General features: G+C 42.2%; 23 protein-coding genes. 20 read left to right on the top strand and 3 right to left on the bottom strand.

What is annotated here, in order from left to right; all coding sequences use genetic code 11:
- The first annotated feature begins 9 nt into the window (after window positions 1–9).
- The 5 genes from IGI92_RS09455 to recO all read left to right on the top strand — a co-directional run bounded on the left by IGI92_RS09455 (window position 10) and on the right by recO (window position 4,862).
- The gene (locus IGI92_RS09455) at window positions 10–2,211 is read left to right on the top strand and encodes an HD family phosphohydrolase (protein ID WP_008378271.1); all 2,202 of its coding nucleotides are present in this window, start codon (window positions 10–12) and stop codon (window positions 2,209–2,211) included.
- On the top strand, window positions 2,211–2,687 hold the full coding sequence (ybeY, locus tag IGI92_RS09450; RefSeq protein WP_008378268.1) for an rRNA maturation RNase YbeY: 477 nt from the start codon (window positions 2,211–2,213) through the stop codon (window positions 2,685–2,687). Before IGI92_RS09455 ends, ybeY begins: the two co-directional genes overlap by 1 nt.
- Window positions 2,671–3,060, top strand: coding sequence for a diacylglycerol kinase family protein (locus IGI92_RS09445; protein ID WP_016612211.1), 390 nt, complete (start codon window positions 2,671–2,673; stop codon window positions 3,058–3,060). Before ybeY ends, IGI92_RS09445 begins: the two co-directional genes overlap by 17 nt.
- 35 nt (window positions 3,061–3,095) lie before the next feature.
- A complete protein-coding gene (era, locus tag IGI92_RS09440; protein WP_008378264.1) occupies window positions 3,096–3,995 on the top strand; it encodes a GTPase Era in 900 nt (299 codons plus the stop codon).
- Window positions 3,996–4,088: 93 nt separating this feature from the next.
- Window positions 4,089–4,862, top strand: a complete 774-nt coding sequence (gene recO / locus IGI92_RS09435; RefSeq protein WP_005235491.1) for a DNA repair protein RecO — start codon at window positions 4,089–4,091, stop codon at window positions 4,860–4,862.
- Here the strand turns inward: recO and IGI92_RS09430 are convergent.
- Window positions 4,856–5,662 (bottom strand): AraC family transcriptional regulator, encoded by an 807-nt coding sequence (locus tag IGI92_RS09430; RefSeq protein WP_008378261.1) that lies wholly within the window; start codon window positions 5,660–5,662, stop codon window positions 4,856–4,858. The two genes, recO and IGI92_RS09430, sit on opposite strands and share 7 nt — an antisense overlap.
- A gap of 121 nt (window positions 5,663–5,783) precedes the next feature.
- On the opposite strand from IGI92_RS09430, the gene IGI92_RS09425 reads away from it, so the two are divergent.
- From IGI92_RS09425 to glyS, 5 genes are all read left to right on the top strand, one after another.
- Window positions 5,784–7,796: a beta-galactosidase gene (locus tag IGI92_RS09425; RefSeq protein WP_086316205.1), complete on the top strand. Its 2,013-nt coding sequence runs from the start codon at window positions 5,784–5,786 to the stop codon at window positions 7,794–7,796.
- Complete coding sequence (locus IGI92_RS09420) at window positions 7,796–9,553, top strand: glycoside hydrolase family 35 protein (protein WP_142437111.1); 1,758 nt, start codon at window positions 7,796–7,798, stop codon at window positions 9,551–9,553. The genes IGI92_RS09425 and IGI92_RS09420 overlap by 1 nt, the downstream gene beginning before the upstream one ends.
- A 298-nt stretch (window positions 9,554–9,851) precedes the next feature.
- Complete coding sequence (locus IGI92_RS09415) at window positions 9,852–10,091, top strand: hypothetical protein (RefSeq protein WP_008378255.1); 240 nt, start codon at window positions 9,852–9,854, stop codon at window positions 10,089–10,091.
- Between the two features lie 15 nt (window positions 10,092–10,106).
- Entirely contained in the window at window positions 10,107–11,018 is a 912-nt protein-coding gene (glyQ, locus tag IGI92_RS09410; protein ID WP_005225852.1) for a glycine--tRNA ligase subunit alpha, read from the top strand.
- A gap of 1 nt (window position 11,019) precedes the next feature.
- Entirely contained in the window at window positions 11,020–13,092 is a 2,073-nt protein-coding gene (gene glyS / locus IGI92_RS09405) for a glycine--tRNA ligase subunit beta (protein WP_301387723.1), read from the top strand.
- Between the two features lie 330 nt (window positions 13,093–13,422).
- On the opposite strand, the gene rlmD is transcribed toward glyS, so the two are convergent.
- Window positions 13,423–14,799, bottom strand: coding sequence for a 23S rRNA (uracil(1939)-C(5))-methyltransferase RlmD (rlmD, locus tag IGI92_RS09400; protein ID WP_008378249.1), 1,377 nt, complete (start codon window positions 14,797–14,799; stop codon window positions 13,423–13,425).
- 114 nt (window positions 14,800–14,913) lie between these two features.
- Between rlmD and recX the strand changes: the two genes are divergently transcribed.
- The 4 genes from recX (at window position 14,914) to IGI92_RS09380 (ending at window position 18,603) form a co-directional block, all read left to right on the top strand.
- Window positions 14,914–15,708, top strand: coding sequence for a recombination regulator RecX (gene recX / locus IGI92_RS09395; protein ID WP_034858009.1), 795 nt, complete (start codon window positions 14,914–14,916; stop codon window positions 15,706–15,708).
- Window positions 15,701–16,852 (top strand): A/G-specific adenine glycosylase, encoded by a 1,152-nt coding sequence (gene mutY / locus IGI92_RS09390; protein WP_074535750.1) that lies wholly within the window; start codon window positions 15,701–15,703, stop codon window positions 16,850–16,852. The genes recX and mutY overlap by 8 nt, the downstream gene beginning before the upstream one ends.
- A gap of 93 nt (window positions 16,853–16,945) precedes the next feature.
- A complete protein-coding gene (ntdP, locus tag IGI92_RS09385) occupies window positions 16,946–17,479 on the top strand; it encodes a nucleoside tri-diphosphate phosphatase (protein ID WP_005225863.1) in 534 nt (177 codons plus the stop codon).
- A 161-nt stretch (window positions 17,480–17,640) separates the two neighbouring features.
- Complete coding sequence (locus IGI92_RS09380; protein WP_301387729.1) at window positions 17,641–18,603, top strand: N-acetylmuramoyl-L-alanine amidase; 963 nt, start codon at window positions 17,641–17,643, stop codon at window positions 18,601–18,603.
- A gap of 57 nt (window positions 18,604–18,660) precedes the next feature.
- On the opposite strand, the gene IGI92_RS09375 is transcribed toward IGI92_RS09380, so the two are convergent.
- Entirely contained in the window at window positions 18,661–19,104 is a 444-nt protein-coding gene (locus tag IGI92_RS09375) for a GNAT family N-acetyltransferase (protein WP_430606816.1), read from the bottom strand.
- Between the two features lie 142 nt (window positions 19,105–19,246).
- On the opposite strand from IGI92_RS09375, the gene IGI92_RS09370 reads away from it, so the two are divergent.
- The 6 genes from IGI92_RS09370 to IGI92_RS09345 all read left to right on the top strand — a co-directional run bounded on the left by IGI92_RS09370 (window position 19,247) and on the right by IGI92_RS09345 (window position 25,318).
- Entirely contained in the window at window positions 19,247–20,362 is a 1,116-nt protein-coding gene (locus IGI92_RS09370; RefSeq protein ID WP_008378242.1) for an AI-2E family transporter, read from the top strand.
- 112 nt (window positions 20,363–20,474) lie between these two features.
- Window positions 20,475–21,851: a hemolysin family protein gene (locus IGI92_RS09365; protein WP_430606814.1), complete on the top strand. Its 1,377-nt coding sequence runs from the start codon at window positions 20,475–20,477 to the stop codon at window positions 21,849–21,851.
- 238 nt (window positions 21,852–22,089) lie between these two features.
- Entirely contained in the window at window positions 22,090–23,106 is a 1,017-nt protein-coding gene (locus tag IGI92_RS09360; protein WP_005235525.1) for a lipoate--protein ligase, read from the top strand.
- Window positions 23,107–23,116: 10 nt separating this feature from the next.
- Window positions 23,117–23,842, top strand: a complete 726-nt coding sequence (locus IGI92_RS09355) for a methionine ABC transporter ATP-binding protein (RefSeq protein ID WP_005235528.1) — start codon at window positions 23,117–23,119, stop codon at window positions 23,840–23,842.
- Window positions 23,829–24,497, top strand: coding sequence for a methionine ABC transporter permease (locus IGI92_RS09350; RefSeq protein WP_005235530.1), 669 nt, complete (start codon window positions 23,829–23,831; stop codon window positions 24,495–24,497). Before IGI92_RS09355 ends, IGI92_RS09350 begins: the two co-directional genes overlap by 14 nt.
- A 5-nt stretch (window positions 24,498–24,502) precedes the next feature.
- Entirely contained in the window at window positions 24,503–25,318 is an 816-nt protein-coding gene (locus IGI92_RS09345) for a MetQ/NlpA family ABC transporter substrate-binding protein (RefSeq protein ID WP_016620418.1), read from the top strand.
- The last annotated feature ends 184 nt before the right edge of the window (window positions 25,319–25,502 follow it).

The following is a 25,502-nucleotide window of genomic DNA, read 5'->3' as shown; positions in this document are numbered from 1 at the left end:
AGGAGAACTATGATCATTCAACCACTACGGAAACTTAGAGAAAGACTCGGGAAGTTTTATTTACCAGTTTTGATGTTTCTCTTCTTTCTTTTTTCGATTGGTATCATGTACACCAGTGTCAAACAGAATAATGTCGATTATAGCGAAGGCCAGGTGGCGGAAGAAAACATTCGTGCCAATAAAACGATCGAAAACACTACTGCAACGGAACAAAAACGCAAATTGGCAGCAGAAGCGGTTCCGCCAGAGTACACCTATCAGGATACTCTAGCGCAGACACAGCACGATCGCATCGACCACCTTTTTGACTTAGTTGATTCAGTCAAAAAATCAACGGATGAGGCACATGCAAAAGAAGTTGCTGAGGCGGATGAGGATGAAAATATCCCTAAACCGAGTACGGATGAATACATCGCAGCCTTGAAAAAAGAGTTTGAAAAAATGAGTGATGATGAACTTGATTTCTATCAGTCATTGACGAATAATTTTTTGTCGACATTGTTTTCATTAAGTACCGATGAATTGAATACGGTACGAACCTATGCGTTGCAGCTAGTAGACGAGCAAATGGCCAAACAGATCCGTCAAACAGAACTCAGTACTTTCCGCTCAGAGGCGGAAGACAAGATCCAATTTCTAGATGTTACTTCGGATATGGCGTCCGTTTTACGCTTCATTGTCAATCAAGGAATCGTCGTCAATGATATTCCCAATGAAAAGCGGACGGAAGAAGCGAGACAAACCGCCATGGATGCTGTTCCACCGGTAATGATCTATCAAGGAGAGATCATTGTTCGTGAAGGATCACAGATCGATGCCAACGCATTGGAAAAGCTGCAGCTTTTAGGAATGACCAATCAGACCTTCTCAGTTTTTCCATTAATCGCTTTAGTTTTAGCGACCTGCTTACAAATGCTTATGCTGTTTTATTATACAAGACAGACAAAAGATGTTGAAAAGCGAATGAACGCCGTCACTTTTTATATTTTGGCGATGGCATTCAGTATCTTGATCATGAAATTTTTCCAACTGTTCCAATCAGAATTAGTGACCTTTATTCCGCTCTTTTTCCCAGCAGCCTTTACACCGCTGATTCTAAGCATTTTCTCCAGCAGACGTTTAGGGATATTAGCCGCGATTTTCCAAGTGGTCAGTGCACTCTTCATTTACTTTGATTCCAGTGGGACCAACTTGTTGACGACTGTTTTAGTGACCTATCTCTTCTCTGGGTTGATGGGGACGATGATCAAACGAGCACGTATCGCCAGTCAAGGGAAAATCGCAGTCATGTGGGTGATCGTTTTCCCATTACTCTTAAGCATCATGTTGGTCATTTTCCAAGGAATGGATTTGGCCCGCGGCAATACGTGGACAACACTCGTCTGTGGATTGGCCGGCTCGCTTCTTAGCTATTTGCTGACGATGGGGCTGCATCCATATATCGAATTATTGGTAACGGATGAAAGTATGATCGTGTTGAATGAATTGAGTAACCCGAACCACCCGTTATTGAAGCAGTTGCTGGAAGAAGCACCAGGGACCTATCATCACAGTATGATGGTTGCTAATCTTAGCGCCAATGCCGTCGCCGAGATCGGTGGGCAAAGCTTACTGACCCGCGTGGCTTGTTATTACCATGATATTGGCAAAGTCAAACATGCCAATTTCTTCGTAGAAAATTTACCTGCTGGTGCCGAAAACCCGCATAATTTTTTGCTGCCGGAAGACAGTAAACAAATCATCTTCGGTCACGTGATCGACGGAGCGGAAATTCTCGAAGAAGCCAAAATGCCGCGAATGGTGATCGATATTTGCCGTCAACACCATGGCACAACTCTGATGCGTTATTTCTATGTAAAAGCTCAAGAGCGTAATCCCGAGGTGACGGAAGAAGATTTCCGTTATCCTGGGCCAAAACCGCAGACACGAGAAGCGGGTGTCGTGAGTATCGCTGACAGTTGTGAAGCAGCTGTTCGAGCGATGGAAAATCCGACCAATCAAAAAATTCAAGAATTTGTTGCGAATCTCATCAATGATCGGATCTTAGACGGTCAATTAGATGAAACGGGACTAACGTTGAAAGAAATCCGGATGATTGAAAAATCACTGGTCAACGGACTATGCAGTACCTTCCATTCACGGATCAAATACCCAAAAATGAAATCGGAAGCAGAGAAAATGAAAGAAGAACAAGAAAGAAGAGAGCGCTAATGGAGATTACCTTTTTAGATGAGACAAATTCAGTGGGGGAAACGAAGATCAAAGAGATCGAAGGACTTCTGCAATTTGCTGCAGGACATTTAGACCTTCCAGAGGATACGGAAATGTCCGTCACGTTTATGGACAATGCAGCCATCCAAGAAATCAATCGGGAGTATCGCGGCAAAGATATGCCGACAGATGTCATCAGTTTTGCCTTCGAAGAAGAAACGGCGGAGGAGATGCCGATTATTTTTGACGAAGCCCTTGAAGAGATGCCTCGTGATCTAGGAGACATTATGATCTCCATTGAACGGGCAAAGGAACAAGCTGCTGAATATGGGCATACCTATGATCGGGAACTTGGTTTCTTGGCGCTGCATGGTTTCTTGCATATCAACGGCTATGATCATATGACACCAGAAGATGAAAAGGAAATGTTTGGATTGCAAAAGGAAATACTGGATGCCTATGGACTCAAAAGATAAGAATATTGGGAAAAATAAACAGTTTATCTCGTCAATCGAATTTGCTTTCACCGGTATAAAAACCGTCTTTAAAGAGGAACGTAATATGCGTAAACATGTTGGGTTAGGCATCGTTGCGATCATTGCAGGTTTTATTTTCCGTTTGAATCAAATGGAATGGCTTTGGCTGCTGTTAGCCGTTTTCTTGGTCTGGATCGTGGAGATCATCAATACAGTCTTTGAGAATGTCGTTGACATGTTTACGGACTTTCATTTCCATCCAATCGGGAAAAAAATCAAAGATATGGCAGCTGGTGCTGTGCTGATGACCGCAGTTTTTGCATTAGTGGTCGCAGCGATCATCTTCTTGCCAAAATTACTGCAGCTCTTCTGATACGCACTAAAACCACAAGATAAAGGGGAACAACAATGACAACACACAAATCAGGCTTCGTTGCGATCGTCGGACGGCCAAATGTTGGGAAATCCACACTACTAAATCGAGTTGTAGGACAAAAAATCGCTATCATGAGTGACAAGGCGCAAACGACTCGTAATAAAATCCAAGGGGTCTATACGACAGATGACGCACAGCTGATCTTTATCGATACACCAGGGATCCATAAACCCAAACACCGTCTAGGCGATTTTATGGTGGAAACCGCCTATAGCGCACTTCGTGAAGTTGACGTGACACTATTTATGATCAGTGCCGATCAAAAGCGCGGCAAGGGTGATGATTTTATCATCGAACGGTTGCGTCAAAGCCAGACGCCGGTTTTCCTAGTGATCAATAAAATTGATAAAGTCCATCCGGATGCTTTATTGGCAATCATTGAAGATTACTCCTCACAAATGGACTTTGCCGAGATCGTACCGATTTCTGCAACGGAAGGCAATAATTTCGAAACGCTAATGAAACTATTGGTCGATGAAATGCCTGAAGGTCCTCAGTATTTCCCAGAAGATCAAATCACTGACCATCCGGAATACTTTATCGTTTCCGAGTTGGTACGGGAAAAAGTCTTGCTGCTGACCAGAGATGAAGTGCCTCACTCGGTAGCGGTCGTCGTTGACTCCATGAAACGAGATCATAATGATAAGGTGCATATTCAAGCGACGATCATTGTCGAACGTGACAGCCAAAAAGGCATTATCATCGGTAAAGGCGGTAAAATGCTGAAGCAGATCGGGACGAAAGCCCGTCTAGATATTGAACACTTACTAGATGACAAAGTCTTCTTGGAATTATGGGTGAAAGTTCAAAAAGATTGGCGCGACAAGCAAACCTTCTTAACGGATTACGGCTATCGTAAAGATGAGTATTAAGGAAAGGCAGATCCATCACGGTCTGCTTTAAAGAGGAAAAACTGATGCAGTTAGCGAACTGGATCAGTTTTTTTCAAGAAATGAGGTGCGACGATGAATCTTGTTGAAACAAAAGGAATTTTGCTTTTTTCAAAGGACCATAAAGAAAAAGACAAGCTAGTCAAAATCTTTACGGAATCTGCCGGGAAGCAAATGTTTTATGTCAAGGGTGCTCATCGGAAAAATAACCCCTTGGCACCAGCGTTGCTCTCCTATACTGAAGCCACCTACATGGGAACCATCAAAACGGAAGGCTTGTCCTTTTTAAACAATGCCAAAGACATCCATCCTTTTCGTACGATCCAAAGTGATATTTTTATTGCTGGTTATGCGACCTACTTGTTGAATTTGGCTGATTCTGCTATCGATGATCGGGTCTATGACCCACATCTATACCAATTTTTACATGAGGCATTGCACTTAATGGATCAAGGGAACGACGCAGAGATCATCACCAATATCTTTGAGATCCAGATTTTGCACCGTTTCGGGATCACTCCGAATTGGACCCATTGTGCCATCTGCGGAAAAACCGACGGTCGGTTTGACTATTCCTCAAAGTATAGCGGTATTTTATGCGAACAACACTGGGGGATGGACGAACGTCGCTATCATGCGGATTCTCGTGCGATCCATTTTATTCGCTTATTTTCGCAAATATCCTACGAGCAGATTGCTTCGATCAAATTAAAGCCAGAAACGAAAGCAGCGATTCGACAAGTGATCGATCTATTGTATGATGAATATGTGGGCATTCATTTAAAAAGTAAGAAGTTTATCGATCAGATGGGGCAATGGCAAGACGTCTTAAAACCGAAAAATCAATGATAGAGTTGGCGAAACTTCAATGGAGTTAAGCCGACTCTTTTTTTGAATAATGCGGTAAAGTGACTCGCATCCTGAAACCCTACAGCAAAAGCGGCTTGCTGAATGGGCAGATCCGGCTGTGCCACCAAAAGCTCTTTGGCACGGGTCATGCGATAGTTTAATAAGTATTGGGCGGTGGATTGTCCTAAAAAACGCTGGAACAACCGAGAGAGATATTGAGGCGAAACATAGACTAAACCAGCCAATTTTTTGATCGTGATCGCCTGATCATAATTGGTTTCGATTTCTTGTATAACAGGGACCAGATATTGTTGAAACAAGGGGTGTTTTTCGGTTGGATTCCCAGAGCGCTCTTGCATGATCGCCAGCAAAAAACGATAACACTCACTAGAAGCCCGTAACGGATCCCAGCTTATTTTTTGGTCTTCTTTAATGCGTTGTTTGATCCAAGTCATATAGGAAAAAGTTTTAGACTCTTCAACTAAAAGATAAGGTTGACTTGTAAATTGTTTTAATATCTCAGCTGCCAAAGGTCCTTGAAAGGTAGCGAAGGAGGTTTTCCAATCTGATAAGGGATAGTAGCGATGAGGAGTGAAAGGGAAAATCAAGATGCCTTCACTGGGACGTAAAATAAAGGATTCTTGACCAAAGGTGACGCGACCTTCTCCTTGTTCTGTCTGCAGCCAATGAAAGTAAGGGTAGCCATCGAGACGAACAACGTCATCTTGTGGCCAATCGTTTCCGATACTTTCAAGCGACAAAGGCAACTGCTGGTTTGTTTGATAAAAATAAATAGGCATGTTCAACCTCCATGTTTCGAAAAGTTATAAAATAGTGTTTCATGTATTATACTACAACAAAATGAAAAGCCTTACAATAAGAGAGTAGAAATCATTTTATTTTAAAGGAGCGTTCACTTATATGACAAAATTTTTTGATCGAATTCTATTCGGCGGCGATTATAATCCAAATCAGTGGCCGAAAGAGATTTGGGAAGAAGACATTCGGATCTTTAAAAAAGCAAGTATCAATAGCGCGACCGTCAATGTTTTTTCATGGGCAAAGATCCAACCCTCTGAAAATTGTTATGATTTTGAGGAATTGGATCAAATCATCGAAAAATTAAGTACGGAGGGCTTCGACATCGTCTTAGCCACTTCCACAGCCGCTTTGCCAGCTTGGATGTTTAAGAAGTATCCGGAAGTCGCTCGCACCGATTATGATGGACGCCATCATAAGTTTGGGCAACGGCATAATGCCTGTCCCAATAGTTTGGTTTATCAAAAATACGCAGAACGTCTGGCAACGAAATTAGCCGAACGTTACGGCGAAAATCCACAAGTGACTTGTTGGCACATCAATAATGAATACGGCGGCGAATGTTATTGCGACAACTGTGAAAAAGCGTTTCGTGTTTGGCTAAAGGATAAATATCAAACGATCGAAGCACTGAATAAAGCCTGGAATATGGAATTTTGGGGTCATACTGTATATGAATGGGATGAAATCGTTCTGCCAAATGCGCTGTCAGAAGGAATCGGCTATGACAAGACGGCATTTGCAGGAATTTCTATTGACTACCGACGCTTCAACTCGGATAGCCTTTTAAAAAACTATATGATGGAGCGGGACGCTATTCGGAAAATCGATCCCACGACACCGATTACAACGAATTTGATGGGAACCTTTAAAGGACTGGATTATTTCAAGTGGGCGAAGGAAATGGACCTTATTTCGTGGGATAATTATCCAGCGTATAATACGCCATGGAGTTTAGTAGCCATGACACATGATCTAATGCGCGGCTTGAAACAACAGCCCTTTATGCTGATGGAACAAACACCCTCTCAACAAAACTGGCAACCCTATAACTCATTAAAAAAACCGGGACAAATGCGGGCGCAAAGCTACCAAACGATCGCTCATGGGGCGGACACGATCCAATATTTCCAATTGCGACGTTCCATCGGTGCTTGTGAGAAATTCCATGGAGCTGTTATCGAACATGTCGGTCATGAAGACACGCGAGTTTTCCGAGAAACGGCAGCTCTTGGTGCTGAATTAGCGCAGCTTTCAGACATTATTGGGACGCAAACTCAATCACAGGTTGCCGTGATTTTCGATTGGGACAATTATTGGGCATTAGAATATACGAGTGGTCCGACCGTTGATCTGAAGTATGTAGAACAGATCCATCGCTACTATCGTTATTTTCATGAACAAAATATTGCCGTCGACTTGGTTCCCGTGGATGCTGACTTATCAAAATACAAATTAGTCGCAGCACCTGTTCTCTACATGATCAAAGAAGGAATGCAAGAGCGGCTCACTGATTTCGTCAAACAAGGTGGTTCTTTACTTACCACGTATATGAGCGGTATCGTTGATCAATCTGACAACGTTCACTTAGGGGGCTATCCTGGGCCATTGCGGGAGTTAGCTGGCATCTGGGTGGAAGAAATCGATGCATTAGCCCCAGAACAATCAAACGGCGTTTCCTTAGTCAATGAAGAACTGACAGGAACCAGTAATTTAGTCAGCGATTTGATCCATTTAGAAACCGCCGAAGCGCTAGCGCATTACACAAGCAATTTCTATGCAGGAATGCCGGCAGTGACGAAAAATATGTTTGGCGATGGCACCGTCTATTACTTTGGTGGACAGTTGGAAGATCAGCTGCAAGATCAGCTTTTCAAAACGATTGTCGAAGAAAACGATATCACCCCAGTGATCGAGGAAGCAACAAAACTAGAAGTTGCCTGTCGTGAAAATGCAGAGGCGAAATTCTTCGTTATCATCAATTTCCACGAAGAAGCACAACCGTTGCCAGCAATGTTTGTTGGAAAGACGGATCTTCTGACGGGTGAGGTTCTTTCTTCAGAAATGATGCTGACACAATACACCACCTATATCGTCAAAGAGGAGCGTAACTGATGCGACTTTTTGCTATCGAAGATGACTTTTATCTAGACAAAAAGCCGTTCAAAGTGATCTCTGGAGCGATCCATTATTTTCGGGTCGTTCCTGAATATTGGCAAGATCGATTAGAGAAACTACGCTTGATGGGTTGTAATACTGTGGAAACCTATGTTCCGTGGAATCTCCATGAAGCACAGGAAGGCGTCTATCAATTTGAGGGGATCCTTGATTTGCGGCGATTTATCCAAACGGCACAAGAAGTAGGGCTTTATGTCATTTTGCGACCAGCACCTTATATTTGTGCAGAATGGGAATTTGGGGGACTGCCTTATTGGCTTTTGCAAGATCCCATGATGAAGCTTCGGTTTGATTATCCACCATTTATGGAAAAAATCACTCGTTATTTCGCCCATTTGTTTCCACAAGTGCGGGATCTGCAGATCACCCAAGGCGGTCCGATTTTAATGATGCAAGTAGAAAATGAATACGGCAGCTACGCCAATGATAAAGAGTATTTGCGGAAAATGGTGGCTGCGATGCGGCAACAGGGTGTAGAAACGCCGTTAGTGACCTCTGACGGACCTTGGCACGATATGTTAGAAAACGGCACTATCAAAGACTTGGCATTGCCTACGATCAACTGCGGCTCCAACATCAAGGAAAACTTTGAAAAACTTCGAAGAGTTCACGGAGAAAAACGGCCACTGATGGTCATGGAATTTTGGATCGGCTGGTTTGATGCTTGGGGTGATGACCATCATCATACAACATCAACGGCTGATGCAGTAAAGGAACTTCAGGATTGCTTGGCAGAAGGTTCTGTCAATATTTATATGTTCCATGGCGGGACCAATTTTGGCTTTATGAACGGGTCAAACTATTACGAGCGCTTAGCGCCGGATGTCACTAGCTATGATTATGATGCCTTGTTGACAGAATGGGGAGAACCTACTGCCAAATACCAAGCCTTCAAAAAAGTGATCGCTGACTATGCGGAAATTCCTGAGTTTCCCTTGAGTATGAAACTTGAGCGAAAAGCTTATGGAACATTCTCAGTGAAAGAACGAGTCTCCTTGTTTTCGACGATCGACACGATCAGTCAACCGATCATAAGGAATTACCCTTTATCGATGGAAGCCTGCAATCAAGCGACAGGTTATATCTACTATCGCTCACTGATTGGGCCTGCACGGAAGATTGCCGACTACCGTCTGATCAATACGATGGATCGTGCCCATACGTTTATCAACCAGGAACTTTTGCGCATCGATTACGATCGAGAAATCGGTCAATCCTACAGTTTCGATCTATCAGAATCAGAAAACGAGTTGGGGATCTTGGTGGAGAATATGGGGCGGGTTAATTATTCCGTTAAAATGAACCATCAGCACAAAGGCATTAAAGACGGTGTGATCATCAATGGCGCATTCCAAAGCAACTGGGAAATCTATCCCTTGCCGATGGATAATTTGCATGCCATTGATTTCCAAGGGAAATGGCAAAAAGGCCAACCAAGTTTCTCACGCTTTGAATGTGTTTTTGATGAATGTGCAGATACCTTTATCGAATTGCCGGGCTGGGGCAAAGGGTTTGTCCAAGTCAATGGTCATATGATCGGCCGTTTCTGGGAAAAAGGACCGCAGCAGCGCTTGTACGTCCCGGCGCCATTTTTAAAAACTGGAATGAATGAGATCATTGTTTTTGAAAGTGATGGGAAAATCGCTGATGAGATCGTCTTTCATGATCAGGCGGATTTAGGTCCAGAAGGATAAAAGTTCAAATTAATCATTGACAAACCCTAGCATCAGCTACTATCATAAGGGTAATCGAATCCGTGCAATGATCGGAAGAAAGAAAGAAGTCCATTCCATGAAGCGAACTTGGGAGAGTGAAAGCCAAGTTGGAACCTTATTTCGCAGGCGTCCGTGAGCATGATCAATGAAGCTGCCGACTTGTCGGAAGTAGGGTGGAACCGCGAATGTATCGTCCCTATATCTATACACTTTGTATAGATATAGGGACTTTTTTATGTTTCACACTAAGAATAGCCAAAAATAAAGGAGGTTTATTATGTTATTTGATATGACGATTCCAGCAAGTGCGTTTACCGAAAAAAAGCTCAAAGTATTAGCAAGTATTCCACTGCAGGTTCGCCTTTTAAAGGATGAACAGCTTTTACATGAATTTACAACGAGTCCAGACCAAATGCTTTACGACTTATCTGATATTTTAGAAGCAGATGCCGTGGTCGAAGTAAAATTGATCCCCGGATCAGTTGTCGAGTTTTATCCTGTCGTCAATGCGTTATAAGAAAGGAAGAAAAAGATGAGTAAACTAACTGTGCAAGAGATGATTTTGACTTTGCAAAAATTCTGGTCTGAAAACGGCTGTATGCTGATGCAGGCCTATGATACAGAAAAAGGGGCTGGAACCATGAGCCCATACACATTTTTACGTGCAATCGGTCCAGAACCATGGAACGCCGCTTACGTAGAACCTTCTCGCCGTCCAGCTGATGGCCGCTACGGGGAAAACCCAAATCGTTTGTATCAGCACCACCAGTTCCAAGTCGTGATGAAGCCCTCTCCTGAAAATATCCAAGAGCTTTATTTAGAAAGCTTGCGTCTTTTAGGGATCGATCCATTAGAACATGATATTCGTTTCGTCGAAGATAACTGGGAAAACCCCTCAATGGGTTGTGCAGGTCTTGGTTGGGAAGTTTGGTTAGATGGGATGGAGATCACCCAGTTTACTTACTTCCAACAAGTTGGTGGCTTAGCGTGTAAGCCAGTGACATCAGAGATCACTTACGGCTTAGAACGTCTAGCATCTTATATTCAAGAAGTTGAAAGTGTCTACGATCTTGAATGGTCTGCAGGTGTCAAATATGGTGAGATTTTCCGCCAACCTGAGTATGAACATTCAAAATACTCCTTTGAAGTCAGTGACCAAGACTTGCTTTTAGGGAACTTCGATCGTTTTGAAAAAGAAGCAAAACGCTGTATCGATGAACGCTTAGTTCATCCAGCTTACGACTATATCTTAAAATGCAGCCATACCTTCAATTTGTTGGATGCACGTGGTGCAGTCTCCGTCACTGAACGTGCTGGGTACCTCGCACGTATCCGTAACATGGCACGTCAAGTAGCAAAACTATTTGTAGCAGAACGGGAAAACCTCGGTTATCCATTGCTTGATCCAGAAGTGGCGCAAAAACTGATTGAGGAGGGAAAATAAGATGGCACAAAACCTATTATTAGAAATCGGCTTAGAGGAATTACCTGCGCATGTCGTAACCCCAAGTATGAAACAATTACAAGAAAAAACGGCAGCTTTCTTAGATGCTCATGCATTGCCTTATACAACGATCGAAGCCTATTCCACACCTCGCCGCTTGGCTGTCTATGTCACCGGTCTTCCTGAAAAACAAGCGGATACGCAAGAAGAGGTCAAGGGACCAGCGAAAAAAATCGCGTTAGATGATGCAGGCAATTGGTCGAAAGCAGCTCAAGGGTTTGTTCGTGGACAAGGATTGACAACCGATGACATCACCTTCCGTGAATTAAAAGGTGTTGAGTATGTCTATGTAACGAAACATACCCAAGGTCAACCAACCGTTGAGGTATTGAAAGGATTGCAGGAAGTAATCACGAGTTTGACGTTCCCAGTAACGATGCACTGGGCAGACTACGATTTTGAATATATCCGACCAATTCATTGGATCGTCGCACTCTTTGGTGAGCAAGTCATTCCTTTCCAAATCCTTGATATTGTTACCGGACGCGAGTCAAAAGGTCATCGTTTCTTAGGTGAGGCAGTCACGTTTGATCATGCGGACGACTATTTGGAGAAAATGAAGCATCAGTTTGTCATTGCTGATCCAAGCGAACGTCAACAAATGATCACCTCACAAATCAATGCGATCGCTCAAGAAAACAACTGGCGGATCGATTTAGATGAAGACCTACTCGAAGAAGTGACAAATCTGGTTGAATACCCAACAGCTTTTGTAGGGGACTTTGAAGAAAAATATCTTTCTGTACCTGAAGAAGTGTTAGTTACTTCTATGAAAGAACATCAACGCTACTTCGATGTCCGCACCCTTGATGGAGAATTGCTGCCGCATTTCATCTCTGCCCGCAACGGGGATGCCGTGAAAATTGATAATGTCATCAAAGGAAACCAAAAAGTACTGACCGCCCGTCTAGAAGATGCTGAGTTTTTCTATAATGAGGACAAAAAATTGACCATCGACCATTGCGTGGAAAAGCTTAAGCAAGTCACCTTCCACGAAAAAATTGGCAGTTTGTATGAAAAAATGCAGCGTGTTGGATTAGCTGCACAAATCATCGGGAATACTGTTGGTTTAACACAAGAAGAACTGACTGATCTCCAACGGGCAGCTCAAATCTATAAATTTGATTTAGTGACAAATATGGTGGGAGAATTCCCTGAATTGCAAGGAATCATGGGGGAAAAGTATGCCTTGATCCAAGGAGAAAAACCAACAGTTGCCCAAGCGATTCGTGAACACTACATGCCGATCTCAGCAGAAGGTGAACTGCCGCAATCGAAAATCGGGGCTGTTTTAGCCATTGCGGATAAATTGGACAGCTTGCTTGCGTTCTTCGCTGTCGATATGGTTCCAAGTGGTTCAAACGATCCTTACGCACTCCGCCGGCAAACGTACGGAATTATCCGCATCCTAGCTGAAAAACGCTGGTATTTCCCATTTGCTCAGTTACAAGAAGAGATTCGTGAAGCTATTAATGCCCAACCGGAAATTTTTGGTATTCAACTTGCCGCAGGTCAAGAACAAGTGACCGATTTTGTGAAAGGCCGTCTGCGTCAATTCTTACTCAGCAAAAATACGCGTCATGATGTCATTGAAGCTGTTTTAGGCGCACGCCAAGCAGATATCAGCACGCTATTTGAAACGGCTCAGATGTTAAGAGAACATCTGCAAGACACCGACTTTAAACCATCGATGGAAGCCTTGACCCGAGTAATCAATTTAGCGAAAAAAGCCGAATTGGAACAAGCAGCAATTGATCCTGCCTTGTTTGAAAACGACTCTGAAACTGCCTTGTATGAAGCGGTCTTAACAGTAGAGAACAAGTTCCCACATCAAACGATGGAAGAAAACTACCAAAGCTTAGTGGCACTGCGCCCATTGATTGAAGCTTATTTTGATCAAACAATGGTCATGGTGGAAGATGAACAGATTCGCCGCAACCGTTTTGCCTTGTTGGATAAAATCGCGAAGATGAGTCTGGCAGTGGCTAGTTTAGATGCTTTGATTACAAAATAAAAGAAGCTTGCAGTTGCACATTTCTAAATAAAATAAGCTGGAACTGAAAGAATCAGTTCTGGCTTTTTTTCTATGTTTCTCGATTTTTTTTGTACTTAGAATTGCTTTCTTGCAGTGTTAAATATTATATAATAAAAAACATTTTGACCCATTACTTTTCAAGGGATCGAACGATTCTTCGGCTTTAATGATTGGGGATTTGATGATGCTTATAATGATACAAAGATTCTCATCATACAGACCGATTCATTTTTCCATTGAAAATACGCTGAAACGATAGGTGCAATAAAATAGCCTGACAGATCACAAAATGATTTGTCAGGCGAATGTTTATTTGCGGGTCAATTTTACCACCACTTCGCAGCGTGCGGTTTGTGGAAACATATCTACTGATTGCAGATATTCTACGTGAAACACTTTGGCTAATTGGACTAAGTCTCTTGCTAAAGTAGAAACATTACAAGATATATAGACCATCTTCTTCGGTGGTTGTTTCAGCAAAGCTTGCAATAATCGTTCATCCAAGCCTGTCCTTGGCGGATCAACAATGATGCTATCAGGTTTGAAGCCTTCATTGAACCATTTTGGTAATAGCTCCTCCGCAGTTCCCGTTTCATAATGGGTATTTTGGGCACCAATACGGTGGGCATTTTCTTGGGCATTTTCGATTGCTTGAGGAATAATGTCCATGCCGCGGACTTCTTTGGCATAAGGTGCCACACTCAACCCAATCGTCCCCACACCACAGTAAGCATCAACAACTGTTTCATTTTTGCTCAAGTCAAGGGCTTTTAACCCTTCTTGATACAAGACGCTGGTTTGCTGTGGATTCAGCTGGAAGAATGCGCGGGCGGACAAATCGAATGTCAGTTCATTCAACCGTTCTTCGATTGCTTCTTTGCCCCAAAGATGAATCGTTTCCTCTCCCATGACGACGGACGTTTTTTTGTTTTGCACATTTTGCATGATGGAAACGACTTGCGGCAAGCGCTGATTGATCTCGCGAATCAGCGCATTTTTTTGCGGCAGTTTGACAGAATTGGTAATGAAAACAACTTGGACTTCGCCAGTGGCGATCCCGATGCGAACCATCAATGTTCGTAAAATCCCGCTATTTTTTCGTTCATCGTAAATCGGGATCTGGTATTTGTTCAATAACTGGACGATGCCGTTAATCACTTTTTGTGTATCTTGTTCTTGTACGAGGCAATCATCAATGGCGACTAAGCGATGGGACTCCATTTCGTATAAACCCGCTTCGATTCGTTTGGTTTGACTGTTGTAACGCAATTGAAATTGCGCTTTGTTGCGGTAATGCCAAGGAACATCCATGCCTAAAGTATCCCTTAGTTCAAACTGTTGGTAGCCTTTTGGCTTAAATTTTTCAAGTGCTTGTTTCAATAGGTCTTTTTTGAAGTCTAATTGCTTGTCGTAGACTAAGTGCTGCAATTGGCAGCCGCCGCACCGGTCATAAAACTTGCACGGTGGTTGGATGCGATCGCTGCTTGGCTTGATGATTTTGGTCATCTTGGCTTCAGCAAAGCGGGGAGAGGCTTTGGTGACTTCGGCAATGACCTGTTCCCCCGGCAGAACACGGGGAACAAAGATGATCAGCTTTTTGTAATACCCGATGCCTTCTCCGTTGATCCCCAAGCGTTTGATCGTTAGTTGTAGTTTTTGTCCAAGCTGGACTTGTGTATTTGCCATGTGAACTCCTTAAATAAAATAGTCAGTTCATTTTACCACATTTTTTCAGCTTGATTAGAAGGAATTTTATCGTAGTTGTGGTAAAATAGAATGTACGTTCGCGAGGTGAAGAAGATGAATACAATTATTCGTATCAACAAAGGGAAAGGACCATTTTATGAAGTGGCGACATCAGAAGGTGAAACGCTGCGGGTCTCAGAAGATCTTTTGGTCCGTTTTCGGCTATTAAAAGGCAAGGAACTGAGTGAAGAAGAATTAAAAGAAATCAAAAAAAGTGCGGGGTTTGATTTAGGCTTGCAGCAAGCCATGAACTATATCAGCTATCAGCTGCGTTCTGAAATGGAAGTCCGTACCTATTTGAAAGACAAAGAAATCGAAAAACAAGACCGAGACTTAGTCGTTGAACGGCTGAAAGAGCTGAATCTGATCGATGACAAAAACTACGGAGAGAGCTACATTCGCACCCAAGTCCGCATGAGCGATAAAGGACCCGTGGTCATCAGTCAGCAATTGAGAAAAAAAGGATTAAAAGATTCCGTGATTCAGGAAGTATTGCCTTTGTATACCGAGGAAATGCAGTTTGAAGTCGGTTATCATACGGCTGAAAAAGCGATGCGTCGTTTTCACAACAAAAGCCATAAGGAAATGATCCAAAAGATAAAAATGCATTTGATGCAAAAAGGTTTTCATCAAGGAGTCATTCAAATGATTTTGGATGAATTACCAATGGAAAAAGATGAGGACCAAGAAAATGAAGCGCTCCAAAGAGAAGGTGCTCGCCTTATGCGGCGGCATCAGCGGTTACCGTTGATGAAACGAAAAATGAAAATCAAGCAAGGCCTTTATCAAAAAGGGTTTGCCATCGATGATATACAACGATTCTTAGATGAGGAAGTAATGGATGAGTAAGCAATGGGAAACTTGGGATGTAGAAAAAATCAAGACGTTCCAAGAAACATTTTTAACTTGGTATCATAAAGAAAAACGCAATCTGCCTTGGCGGGCGACCAACGATCCGTACGCAATCTGGATCTCAGAGATCATGCTTCAACAAACACGAGTGGAGACAGTGATTGGCTATTTCTATCGTTTTATGGAACAATTCCCGACGATCCAAGACTTGGCAGCAGCCGAAGAACAAAAGCTTTTAAAGGTTTGGGAAGGTTTAGGTTATTACTCTCGTGCCCGTAACCTTAAGGCTGCCGCCCAGCAAATCGTTGCCGAATTCGACGGAGAAATGCCCCAATCAATTGAAGAGATTCGCTCATTAAAAGGAATTGGTCCCTACACAGCTGGAGCCATTGGCAGTATAGCTTTTGGCTTGCCAGAACCGGCAATCGATGGAAATGTGATGCGGGTCGTCAGTCGGTTATTTTGTATCGAAGCAGATATTGCGAAAGCCAGCAGCCGAAGACCATTCGACGAGGCGATGAGAACGATCATTTCTCCCGATGAACCCGGCGAGTTTAATCAAGCCTTGATGGATCTTGGCTCACGAATCTGTACACCCACCACACCGAAATGTGAAGAGTGTCCCATCAGTCAGTATTGTCTTGCTTATGCGGAGAATCGACAAACAGACTTTCCAGTGAAATCGAAAAAAGCAAAGCCAAAAGATGTCTATTACATCGCAGGCGCCATCGAAGATCAAGGCTCGTTTTTACTCGTGCAGCGACCTGAAACAGGCTTATTGGCTTCTATGTGGCATTTTCCTTTGGTAGAAGTGACGAAAGAACAGTACGAGGCTCTGCAGCGAACATGGGCAAAAGAGGAGCAGCTGCAGTTGGATTTGATTGCCGAAGATGATGCGCTCGAGATTTTTCCTGATCTACCTGTCGTTTGGCAAAAACGACATTTTGGCGAAATCACTCATATCTTTAGTCATTTGAAATGGCACGTCCTTTTATTTTACGGCAGAAAACGTGGAGAGCTCACGTTACAAGACAGCGAATGGGCAGCAAAAGAATCCTTTCAAAACTATGTTTTCCCAAAACCCCAGCAGAAATTGGTGGATCAATTAAAGAAATATCAGAAACTCGATAAAGATTTCTAGGCAAAGCTTTCTTTTATTGCTATAATATTAACGATGTCGGTGTAATGAACACCCAAACAAAACGCAAGTTTTCTTGCTGAGGGAAGGGTTGCTATGCGAGTTCCAAAAGAAGGAGAGTTTGTCAGCATTCAAAGCTACAAACATGACGGCAATTTGCATCGAACGTGGCGGGATACGATGGTCTTAAAGACCAGTGAATTCTCAGTGATAGGGGTCAACGATCATACATTAGTGACCGAATCAGATGGAAGACGCTGGGTTACCCGTGAACCAGCAATTGTATATTTTCATAAAAAATACTGGTTTAATGTTATTGCAATGATTCGAGAAAAGGGGGTTTCCTATTATTGTAATCTTGCTTCACCGTATTTACTTGATGAAGAGGCATTGAAATATATCGATTATGACCTTGATATCAAAGTATTTCCTGATGGCGAGAAACGTTTACTAGATGTGGATGAGTATGAATTGCACAGTAAGATTATGCAATATCCGCAAGACATTGATTTTATCTTGAAAGAAAATGTCAAAATTTTAGTAGATTGGATCAATAATGGCAAAGGACCCTTTTCGCAAGGGTATGTGGACATTTGGTATGATCGCTACAAGCAGTTGTCTCAAAAATAAGTGAAATGGGTCGGATCGCTCATTTTTCCCAAGAAACTTCAACCAAGTTGGTTGAAGTTTTTTTGTGTTTCTAATGGAATGCTTCAATCAGCAGGTTTTAAGTTCTGTTTAAGCTGACAGTCCCATGATAGAGAGACCAAGAAAATTAGTGGGGGAAGCACATGAAGAAAAAAGGGAAGCTTGTTATCGGGACCACCATGATTCTGCTTTTTGCAGCGGGGTTTGCTGTGTTGAGAAACGACCAATCCGCTCGTGAGGAGAGTCAAGAAAGTACTTCTCAAACTGAGCTTAACGCTCAAACTGAAGAGACCGCTCAGACTGCCAGTATGGTTCAAATTTATGTAGATCCCTCAGAATACGATGCAGTGATTGAAAGTGAGAACGATTATGTACCGATTTATCAGTCAACAAGTCAAGAGACAGTCATTGGGAAAATCCATCGGGGAAGTTGGGCAACCTTCATCAGTCAAACAGAAGACATGGTTGAAATTCAAACAGACGATGGGGTAACTGGTTATATTGAAAAGCAATCAGCATCGATTCAAGAAGTCGCGCTTTCGGCAATCCCAAAAGATCTATCGAACTTCAAAGTCGTCCTTGACGCAGGTCACGGCGGCGAAGATTCTGGGGCACTGTCAACGGATCAAACGATCATGGAAAAAGACTTGACGCTAGCAACGGTCCAAACGATCGGCGAAGTGTTGACAGAAGCAGGTATTCAAGTCAGTTATACACGCACTGAAGATCGTTATCTCTCGCTGTCTGATATCACCGCTGCTTCGCTTTCAGAAGAACCAGATTTATTTATCAGTATTCATTACGATAATTCAGAAATACCAAACAGTATTCAAGGACTGACAACTTACTATTACTATACTGGGGCAAAAGAGATGGCAGAAACGATCACTGCCAATTTGAGTTCTTCGGTGGCATTGAGTTCCAACGGCACTCGTTTTGGTAACTATTATGTGTTGCGAGAACAATATCTTCCAGCAGTATTATTGGAGTTAGGCTATTTGAACAGTGACAATGATTTGGCAATGATTACAAGTGAAGGGTATGATCAAAGGGTGGCGCAAGCGTTGCTGGCAGCGATTGAAGAGATCATTGAAGCAGAGAAATAAAAAACGGCGACTACAAAACAGAGGAAGGATCTGTTTTGTGGTCGCTGTTTTAAGGAATCACTTCTCGTTAAAGGTTTTGCTCATTTTGATATGGGGCATATCCGCGTCTAAAAAGACATCGCCTTCAGGCTGATAGCCTAACTTCAAGTAAAACTCTTTGGCGGTTATTTGTGCCCCTAAAGTGACTTTTTTGATTCCTTGTTTTTGAATGAAGGCTTCCGCACCTTCGATCAGTTGTCTGCCATAACCTGAACCTCGATGAGCAGCGGGGACCGCCATTCGCTGCAACTTCACCTCATGATCAGAGATCGGTAAAAAACGTAAGGTTGCGACTGCTTCATTGTCATCGTCATATAAGACGAAATGAACAGCCAATGCCTCATTTTCATCTACTTCTAATGCTAATGGAACCCCTTGCTCTTTCACGAACACTTGATTTCGTATTTTCAATGACGCCAAATAGATCTCACTTAGCGTATCTTTTGTTTGTGCGACATGCATAAAAAACTCACCTCAGCTATGATTTCTCCGTTATTTTTATTAGTATACCACTTTTTTTACAAATTTCTTTTTTTTGCGGCTAAAGTCGCAAGCTTTTTTTTACAAAATCAACTATAATGTTATAAAAAAGGGAGGGAATCTTTTGTTCGACAAATTCAAACAATCAAAACTGTTCTTTTGGTCATTGGAGGCATTGGTTTTAGTGACACTCGTGTTTGTGTTAAGTAAAGTCAATTTTCTATTTGCACCGATCGGCACGTTTTTTTCTACTTTATTTGCACCAGTATTGATTGCTGGCTTTCTGTATTATCTGCTAAATCCAATCGTCCTATTTTTGATGAAAACGACAAAAATAAAACGACTGTTTGCTGTCATATTGGTTCTATTGTTATTAGTAGCAGCAATCATCTTGATTTTCGTCAGCGTTATTCCTAATCTGGTGAGTCAGATTACTTCATTGGCGGAAAATATTCCAACATTTGCCAAAAATATGGAAAGCTGGATCTCAAGAATCGCAGATGATCCATTTTTCAAACAAATCGATATCGCGCAGCAGTTAGAAAACCTAAATCTTTCTTATGGTTCTTTGCTGCAGCAGTTTCTTAGTGGGTTATCCACTAGCTTAGGATCGATCGTCAGTACGATTGCTTCCGCGACGATGATCATCGTTACAGTCCCATTCATCCTTTTTTACATGTTGAAGGATGGAGAAAAGCTAGTTCCTAATCTGAAAACTGTCTTTCCAGAAAGAAGACGAGATCAGATTGTTGGGTTGCTAGGTGACTTAAACAAGACATTATCCAATTACATTAGTGGGCAAGCGATCGAATGTATTTTTGTCGCTACCTTCACGTTTATTGGTTACTGGATGATCGGCGTTAACTATGCCTTTCTTTTTGGGGTAATTGCAGGCGTCACAAACTTGATCCCTTATTTAGGTCCATATCTTGGTTTGATTCCGGCGGTGTTAGTGACGGTCTTTGATGAACCATTTCGCGCATTATTATGCTGTATCGTGGTTCTGGTCGTCCAACAATTAGACGGAAATGTTATTTACCCGAATGTAATCGGAAAATCATTGGCGATCCATCCGTTAACGATCATTTTGGTCTTATTAGTTGCTGGAAATCTAGCTGGCTTGCTGGGGATTTTCCTAGGTGTGCCATTTTATGCGATTTGCCGAACGATCGTCGTCTTTATTGTTCGCCTGATCAAAGACGACAAAATTAAGAAAAATCAGGAACGGTTGATCGAATAATCAATGACTGGTGTTTTTTATTGCAAAGAAAAAAACTTTGTGATAGGATTTTATCGTGGGCTAAGCCCACGATTTTTTTTAGAAAATGAAAAAATAAGGAGAGAATGCTATTATGAATGCTGACCCCGAGAGTCAGTCGCTTCTAGCGCAAATTTTATTATTGATCGTTTTGACATTGATCAACGCTTTTCTAGCGGCCTCTGAGATCGCAGTTGTCTCAGTTAACAAAAACCGTGTGGAGCAAAAAGCGGAAGAAGGAAATGTCAAATCACAAAAATTATTGAAAATCATTGATAATCCAACAAATTTCTTGTCAACGATCCAAGTTGGGATTACCTTGGTGAATATTTTATCTGGGGCATCTCTGGCAGATACCTTGTCGACCCGTTTGGCACCTTTATTAGGTGGAGGGACGGCGGCTAAAAGCTTAGCGAACATTATTGTTTTAGCGATCTTGACGTATGTGTCGATCGTTTTCGGTGAGTTGTATCCAAAACGGATCGCCATGAACAAATCAGAAGAAGTTGCCCAGTTCACTTCTGGTGTCATTCGAACGATCGGGATTATTGCAAAACCTTTCGTCTGGTTCTTATCTGCTTCGACAAGTTTATTGGCGCGCATCACTCCAATGGAATTTGACGATGAAGACACGAAGATGACCCGTGATGAAATGCGGTATATGTTGGAAACAGAAGGGGTCTTTGAAGAAGATGAATTAGAGATGCTGCAAGGGATCTTTTCATTAGACACGAAAGTCGCCCGGGAAGTCATGGTTCCTAGAACCTCAGCCTTTATGGTGGACATCAATGACTCAGTAGAAGAAATTTTGACTGAAATTTTAGCAGAAAATTATTCTCGTATTCCTGTATATAATGAAGATAAAGACAAAGTCGTAGGGATTCTACATACCAAAAATCTTTTGAAATGTGCGTACAAATACGGCTTTGATATGATGGACATCAAACAAATCCTGCAGGAACCATTGTTTGTGCCAGAAACGGTCTTTATCGATGATTTGCTTTATGAATTAAAGAAAACCCAAAACCAAATGGCGATTTTGCTTGATGAATATGGCGGCGTCGTTGGATTGGTTACACTAGAAGACTTGCTAGAAGAAATCGTCGGCGAGATCGATGATGAATCAGATGAAGTCGAAGAGCTTTATGAAAAAATCTCTGATAAAGAATATGTCATCCAAGGACGCATGTTGATCGATGATTTTAATGAAGCCTTCAACATGAGCTTGCATATGAGTGATGTGGATACGATGGCAGGATATTTGATCACTGCTTTAGGATTAATCCCCGATGAAGGAGAAAAACTATCCTTCGAAGTGGACAATGTGAAGCTGATCTCTGAAGAAATGGAAGGATCACGCGTCTTGAAGATCCGGGTGATTTTCCACGACCCGGAAGAAGGGGAAGTGGAACCAGAGGAAGAGCGGCGCTATTTCCGTAAAGATTTTGAGGAAGATGAGCCTCGCCGTTAAAGTTCCGTATAAATGAAATGAGAAAGACCAAGGCAGTTGCTTTGGTCTTTTTTGTTCGTTTTTTTACGTATTCCCCTTGATTTGTATGGAAGAAACGGTTACGATAAATTTATTGAATAATACAGTTTAAAAACAGATAAAAAAACACGTGTATCTTATCGTTAAGCAGTTTGATTGCAATTTTCCGTAAGAAAAGCGAGAATATCCATAGAAATATAATGAGAATGAGGGGCTTGAAATGAAATTTTACCGTATGCTTAGTGAAGATATCCGTTACAATTTGGCGACTGAAGAGTATTTGATGAATAACGTAGATGTTTCGGAGCCTTGTCTTCTGTTATACATACAAAAACCATGTGTTATAATCGGCAGAAATCAAAATGCGTATCAAGAGATTGATTTTGACTATCTAAGAAGCCGTAAGATCGTTTTGACTCGCAGAACGTCTGGTGGTGGAGCGGTTTATGACGATCTAGGCAATATGAGTTTTAGTTTTGTCACCAAAAAAGATGCCACGAGCTTTGGTGACTATCAAAGTGCAACACAACCTATCATGAAAGGCTTAGCGGCAATGGGAGCCAAGGATGTTGAAGTACATGGCCGTAATGATCTGTTCATTGATGGGAAAAAGTTTTCTGGCAATGCGATGTATACAAAAAAAGGCCGGACGTATTCCCATGGCACATTGATGTATGATGTGGATCTAGAAGAATTGACGAAAGTTCTACATGTTGCCCAAGAAAAAATTGCTTCTAAAGCCACGAAATCAGTTCGGAAAAGTGTGACGAATATCAAGCCCTTTTTGGCAGAGCAATACCAATCAATGGATACCAAGGAATTTCGAGATACACTGCTTTGCCGAATCTATGAAGTAGAATCGATTGATGAAATCAGTGAGCAAGAGATCGTCTTAACGGAAACCGATCGACAAGCGATCCAAACACTGTTTGAAGAACGATATGCCAATAATGAGTGGATTTTTAATGAAGCGCCTGCTTTCGAATGGCAAAAAAGAAAGCGGTTTGAGCAGGTTGGGATTGTTGAAGTCGATTTTACTGTCAACAAAGGCAAGATTGCAGCGATTCAAATTACCGGTGATTTTTTTGGACAAAAAGAGATCAGTGAACTTGAAGCGATGTTGCAAGGTATTGATTTTGAAAAAAGCACCATTAGCCGCTTGCTAGAGGGAATCGCCATCGATCAGTTTATCCATCAGATGACCGCTTCTGAATTTTTAGCATTGCTGTTTGATTAGGAGGAAAAAGATGTTAGAAGCGATCAATCTCACAAAGCGTTACGATCGAAAGGTTCTCGATGGTTTGTCTTTTTCTGTTCAGGCAGGAGAAATCGTTGGGGTCGTCGGCAAAAGCGGATCAGGAAAATCGACGTTGTTGCGGCTTTTAAACTTGATTGAAACCCCAGACAGCGGGGAATTACTTTTTGATGGCAAAAAAATCGATACATCGAATAAAAAGCATCTGCTACGTGCACAACAAGAAATCGGCATGATTTTTCAAAATTACAATCTGTTACACAATCGAACCGTTTTCGAAAATGTCTATTTGCCCTTGAAGTTAATGGGAAAGTCAGCAGATATGGTACTTGAGATGCTTTCGTTTGTTGGCATGGAAGATAAGGCCCACATCTATCCGGCCAAGTTAAGCGGCGGAGAGAAACAACGAGTGGCTATTGCACGGGCTTTGATCCGTGAGCCAAAAATCTTGCTGTGTGACGAGCCCACTAGTGCGCTGGACGAAGATACGAAAGCCGATGTTCTTGCTTTGCTGCAAAAAGTTCAACAGACGTTTCAACCAGCTGTCGTCTTTGTCAGTCATGAGCTATCGGCCGTCCGACAAATTTGTCAACGTGTGTTTGTATTGGAGGACGCCGTCTTTGAGGCGGAGTTTGCCAATCAGCCACAACCAATCGTCCGCATTGAAAGCTCTTATGTGAGCAAAGTGGAGAGGAGTCTGCTGCATGACGATCAGTGAGAGTATTTTGTATTATCTGCCTGAATTGCTGCAATCTTTGAAAGAAACAGCGATCATGATGGGCATTTCGATGCTCGCAGCCATTGTCTTAGGTCTACCGTTAGGTGTCTGGCTTTTTCTCAGTCGCAGCCGAGGGAAAAAAATCTCATTTCTTTATGAGTGTTTGAATCTCATTGTGACGATCATCCGCTCGTTTCCTTTTTTATTATTTGTTGTAGCGTTGATCCCGTTGACGCGGATGCTTTTAGGCAGCTCATTTGGACCGATTCCCGCCAGTTTTCCTTTGAGCATCGTTGCTATGAGTATTTTTGCTCGTTTGACGGAGCAAGTGCTGTTGGATGTTCCAGAAGAAGTTTCTTATTTGGCGAAATCTCTTGGTGTCAGTCAATGGCAGTATGTTTGGTCGTTTTTACTAGTGGAAGCTAGAAGCGGCTTGATTTTATCTTTAACGACGACAGCAGTCAGCATGGTTTCTTATTCGACGGTGATGGGGATCGTTGGTGGCGGCGGTATCGGCGATTTTGCGATCCGTTATGGGTACCAGCGTTATGAGTATGGCGTGATGTATTTTGCAATTATCATCATGATTCTTTTGGTCTTTATCCTGCAAGGGATTGGCAATCAAGCAGCAAGAAAACTTGATAAACGAAAATAGGAGGAATGAAAGTGAAAAAAGGATTTGTTTTAGGATTGAGTGTATTGGCATTAGGTGTATTGGGGGCTTGCGGTACAGGTTCTGATGAAGCGAGCGAAGAGAAAATCATCAAGGTCGCTTCGCAAACGACGCCAATGACCGATGTCGTAAAGGTTGCAGCTGAAGCAGTGGAAGATGGCTGGGAAATCCAATTGGTCCAAGTCAATGACAATATCCAGTACAATGAGTTGCTGAATAATGACGAGGTCGATGCTAACTTTGCGCAACATGAACCATATATGCAAATGTATAATGAAGAAAAAGATGCAAACCTAGTGGCACTAGATAAAATCTACAACGCAAAAGTCGGTTTTTATTCCAAAGAGTATACGAATATCAATGATATTCCAGAAGGAACGAAAGTCGCATTGCCAAATGATGTGTCCAATGAAGGTCGAGCGTTAGCGATTTTAGCAGAAGAAGGATTGATCACCCTTAAAGAAGGCGTTGGTGTCAATGGAACACTTAAAGATGTTACCGAAAATCCGAAAAATTTTGAGTGGTTATCTGTCGATTTACTGAATCTTGCGGAAGCCTATGATGAACCAAACGTATCTTTGGTATACAATTACCCAACCTATATCGCGAAAATCGGTTTGAAACCAGCAGATGCCCTTTTCTTAGAAAAGACCATCGATGATCGCTTTGCTATCTCATTGGTTGCTCGAGAAGACAATCAAGATTCTGAAAAAATCGCTGTATTGCGCCGTGCCATGACTAGCGATAAAGTTCGTGAGTTTTTAGAAAACGAGCATAGCGATACCTTATTGCCAGCATTTTAATTTATTTCTATCAAAATGGAAGGAGCGCCCTTTGCCTAACTCTCTAAAAGAGAGTAGTCAAAGGGGTTTCTTGTCTTTTTTTGCTTTTTTATCACCCTTATCCATGATATACTGATTTGGTCAGAAAACTAGCGACAGTCTAAAATAGACACTGTTCGCATTGTAAATACAAGAAATGGAGCAA

The organism is Enterococcus sp. DIV2379 (genome assembly GCF_050542965.1).
GTDB lineage: Bacteria > Bacillota > Bacilli > Lactobacillales > Enterococcaceae > Enterococcus_D > Enterococcus_D entomosocium.
The sequence above is the reverse complement of the archived record's forward strand: the minus strand, read 5'-3'. Positions and strand labels throughout refer to the sequence as shown.